Genomic DNA, 3,723 nt, shown 5'->3' with positions numbered 1-3,723 from the left:
CTCGAGCCGAAGATGACCATCGAGGAGGAACCAGGTTCCGGCATGCTTTGTGTCCGCCATGACGACCGGCGCTTCAATCAGACCGATCGCTTTGATGGAGCTCAGAACCTGTGAATAGGATCGGCTAGCCCTGGCGCCATCGGGTAGCACCTTGAGTGGAACGATTGCCGCGACGGGAATCGTCAGGAAATCGCGGTCGAAGGCGAGATGGATACGCCCATCGTCCTGGCCCTTCGGTTCGTTACGCATGGTCGCCTCCAGCCACGCGAGCTTCGAGCGCCCGAGGCATGGTCGCCAACCCTTCCGCTCTCAGCAGATTGATGAACCCGTCGTTGGCCAGCAGATCCTTCAGCGCCTCGACGACGAACAACAGTCGGGTCTGAGTGAAATCCGACTTCTTGACGAGCAGGCGCTGCTTTTCGGCCTCGCGCTGATAGACCTGCATCAGATCGGCGGCCGTCATCCGGCGGGAGTTAGTGCCTTTCCGACCCAGGCGCCCGGCAGGTAAGCCGCCCTTGCGTTGACTTCGCATCCGCATGTCGAGCAGGCGGCGCACGGCGGCCAGCTTCTTGCCCCTGAGCTTGCCGGTCTCATAGGCGTCAAGGAGCAGATTCTGCGCCTCTTCCGTCTCGGCCTTGGAAATCTCCATCGCCAGGGTGATCGGAATGAGCCCCGTTTCGACGGCGGACACTAGCCGTTCCTCGCCACGCTCGAGTAGCGAGGCGATCATGTTCACCCAGGACGCCCCGACGCCGATCTTCTCGGCGATGGCCGTATCGTTGAAGCCCCGAGACCGCAGCGCGCCGATCTCCTTCATGAGGTCGATGGGGCGTGGGGTGCGCCGCGCGATATTTTCGACCAGACTCATCACGAGGCACTCGCTCTCGCTGGCCTCGATCACCACAGCCGGAATCTCGGTCTGGCCCAGCATCTGGAAGGCTTCCAGCCGGCCTTCGCCACAGACGAGATCGTATCTCGGCCCCCCGGCGCCATCACGGCGGCTCACCGTGATCGGACGCTTCAGGCCGATGGCCTCAATGTTGTTCACGATCTCCCGATGCTGGCGCTTGTTGCGCGCGCGTGGGTTCAGAACCGTGATCCGGGAGATGGGGATCATTTCGATCCTGTTCGGTCGAACAGCAGGCATCAGGCGGCCTCCCCAAGAGGAATGGGCGTGGCGATGTCGTAGAGAAGGTCGAGGCCGTCGAACCGATAGGCGTCGAGCCCGAGCGCATTATCCTCTCCCAACCGCAGCTTCTCGGAGAGCATGTCGATGCGCGGGAACAGGTAGTAGTCGAACGGCGCGCGATTGGCGCTGTCCATTCGCACGACGATCGTGATGTCGGGCGCGAGCGAGGTGTCGAAGCGCAGATGCCACCGCAGCAGCCCGGTCGGCGTCTCGACGCACCGGGCCACCACCACAGAGAGGCTGAACTCGCCGTTGACGATCACTCGGTCGGTCTGGAGATCTTGCCAGGCGTCGCTGCCCGCAGCCCGGAATCCGTCGAGCACCTCGCGGAATATTTCGGGATGGAGCTTCCGCAGCTCGCGGTTGATTTCGACGTAGCGGTAATCGCGATCCGGTGTGAAACCCACGAGCCTGTAGGCGCGAAGCAGGCTGCCAAAGCGGGAACTGTAGGCGCTGCTGGATGGCATCCCCTCGCATTCGTCGATGACGATACCGGATAGCAAACCCTTCTGTTGGTAGAGCCTCCTCAGAGATTGCAGCATCTCCTCGTCGCTCAGGCGGAAGGAGCGCGCACTGATGATGGTCCTTGCCGCCTCGAACAGTTCGCGTTCGACGACGGCCGCGAAGGCGTCCTGCGACCTGATCCACATCTCGGGGTCGTTTTGGACGCGCTTTTTCTTCAGCTTGAAGGAGCGGCGATTCCACACGTTGTCGCCGACATACTTCTCATTGATCAGAATCTGGTGGACCGTTCCCCTGGTCCAGGGTCGTCCAAGATCGGTCGGTAGGCCCCGTTGGTTGAGATCGGCAGCGATCTCCCGCTCGCTGTATCCCTGATGGACGAAGGCTTGGTAGATGCCGCGCACCAGATCGACTTCTTCCGCCGGGCCAAGCGTCAGGATCACCCGATCGGTCTGGATGCTCTTGTGCTCCCCACGGCCCAGAACCCCTTTGATGACGCCATGCTCGTCGATCAGGGTTCGGCGGAGACCGAAGCCGGCAGGTCCGCCCTGACGGTAGCCCTTCTCGATCAGCCGCCCCTGGCCCGCGAACACCTTGGTCGATAGCTCGCGGCTATATTCACCGGCCATCGCACGCTTGACCCCTTTGACGATGGTCGAGATCGGGCTGCCGTCGTTGTCGAATTGCTCCGCGCAATACTCGACGGCGATGCCGGCGCGTCGGCAGATATACTCGTAATAGGCGCTCTCGTCGGCATCCTGAAAACGCCCCCAGCGGCTGACGTCATAGACGAGAACCAAGGTGAAATCGACGCCCCCGAACTGCACGTCCTCGATCAGCTGCCTGAGCGCGTCACGGCCTTCTATGTTGAGGCCGCTCTTCCCGGCGTCGACATAAGTTCTGACGATCTCTATTCCGCGTGCTTCGGCATACTGCTTGATCGCGTCGGACTGGTTTTCAGTCGAATATTTTTGATGGTCCGTGGACATGCGGACGTATTCGGCAGCCCGAAGAGGACGTTCAGGCTGCCCTGACCGTTCATCGTAAAGTCGCTGGCCCATCACATTACGCCCTCCCGAAATTGCCTGCGGCGGTCCGGGCGACCTACCGCCGCAGCGCATGACGGGGCTCTGCCGCCACTCCGCACGGAAACCAGTCTAGCTGCGGAGAAAACGGAAGATGTTGCCGAAAACGGGCAGGAAATTTCCCCTATGGACAGGCGTTCTTGGCGGACGCGACACCTACGCGCAGACCATCGCCGAGCTGCTGCGCAAAGAGCATGGAGACAGCCGCCGTGCGATCAAGCAGCTCATGCGTCAGACGGATGCGAGCGAGAGGACCGTGAAGCATTGGCTCTCAGCGCAGCACGGGCCGGATACGGTGTATTTCCTGCGCCTGGTAGTTTCGTCGCCCGTCATCAGAGCCTTCGTTCTCGGCCTGCTCGAAGGCCCGGCGGCGATCCCGTTGACCGGCCCGGTGGATCGCATATCGCTCGCCAGAGCCCGTGAAGCCTATGCGGCCGGCGAAGCCGCTGGCGGACGTTCAGCAACGGGTGCGCGAGAATATGACCCTGAACGTGTCCCTGAACGTGACCCTATAAATGTCCCTGATCGGGCAGAGATCAATGAGCGACAACGCTGGTTTCTGAGCCGAGTCGTCGAGGGTCGATGCGACGCCAGGGAGATCGCGGCTGTTTGGGACGTCAGTCTGAAAACCGCGCGACGGGACATCGCCGCGCTCAAGGCGGCAGATCTCATATGCTATGTTGGATCACCGAGGAAAGGGCGGTATCGCAAGACGACTGGATAGCCGGATTGCCAGCTCGTGGATGCCCCGAGGGCTCCGCCGAATCGGTGGGCTTGAATTGTGAGGCGGAAAGGATGAAGTTCGGTGCCGTGCGTGACATGAACTCGCTGAGCGCGCTGATGATCGCCCGTGACGATCACGATAGCGCACTAAGTGCAGATCCCAAACCCCGGCACCACCTTCGGGGGTTATTCAAAAAAATCATTGAATATCAAAATGATAATGAACACCGTGGGATGATCCACAACCATCCGTTGGGTGATCCC

The 3,723-nt window shown here is 61.2% G+C and carries 4 protein-coding genes and 1 pseudogene; 2 read left to right on the top strand and 3 right to left on the bottom strand.

Annotated elements, in window-relative coordinates; genetic code table 11:
• The 3 genes and pseudogenes from Q0480_RS15825 to Q0480_RS15815 form a co-directional block, all read right to left on the bottom strand.
• Nucleotides 1-249, bottom strand: a pseudogene (locus Q0480_RS15825) (RepB plasmid partition); the annotation flags it as partial.
• Complete coding sequence (locus tag Q0480_RS15820; protein ID WP_299134358.1) at nucleotides 242-1,117, bottom strand: plasmid partitioning protein RepB C-terminal domain-containing protein; 876 nt, start codon at nucleotides 1,115-1,117, stop codon at nucleotides 242-244. The gene Q0480_RS15820 and the pseudogene Q0480_RS15825, both read right to left, overlap by 8 nt.
• Before the next feature lie 29 nt (nucleotides 1,118-1,146).
• A complete protein-coding gene (locus Q0480_RS15815) occupies nucleotides 1,147-2,712 on the bottom strand; it encodes a recombinase family protein (RefSeq protein ID WP_299134356.1) in 1,566 nt (521 codons plus the stop codon).
• 118 nt (nucleotides 2,713-2,830) lie between these two features.
• Here Q0480_RS15815 and Q0480_RS15810 point away from each other — a divergent pair, with 118 nt between their 5' ends.
• Nucleotides 2,831-3,460 carry a hypothetical protein gene (locus Q0480_RS15810; protein ID WP_299134354.1) on the top strand — a complete coding sequence of 210 codons (630 nt, stop codon included), beginning with the start codon at nucleotides 2,831-2,833 and terminating at the stop codon, nucleotides 3,458-3,460.
• 71 nt (nucleotides 3,461-3,531) lie between these two features.
• Nucleotides 3,532-3,723: hypothetical protein (locus tag Q0480_RS15805; protein WP_299134353.1), on the top strand; the 192-nt coding region annotated here is incomplete at its 3' end.

The organism is uncultured Amaricoccus sp., assembly GCF_937891315.1.
Classification (GTDB): domain Bacteria; phylum Pseudomonadota; class Alphaproteobacteria; order Rhodobacterales; family Rhodobacteraceae; genus Amaricoccus.
The sequence above is the reverse complement of the archived record's forward strand: the minus strand, read 5'-3'. Positions and strand labels throughout refer to the sequence as shown.

Coding starts and splice junctions, on each gene's coding strand:
- Q0480_RS15815 (WP_299134356.1), bottom strand. CDS start 2,712: ATGGGCCAGCGACTTTACGATGAACGGTCAGGGCAGCCTGAACGTCCT.
- Q0480_RS15810 (WP_299134354.1), top strand. CDS start 2,831: ATGTTGCCGAAAACGGGCAGGAAATTTCCCCTATGGACAGGCGTTCTT.
- Q0480_RS15820 (WP_299134358.1), bottom strand. CDS start 1,117: ATGATCCCCATCTCCCGGATCACGGTTCTGAACCCACGCGCGCGCAAC.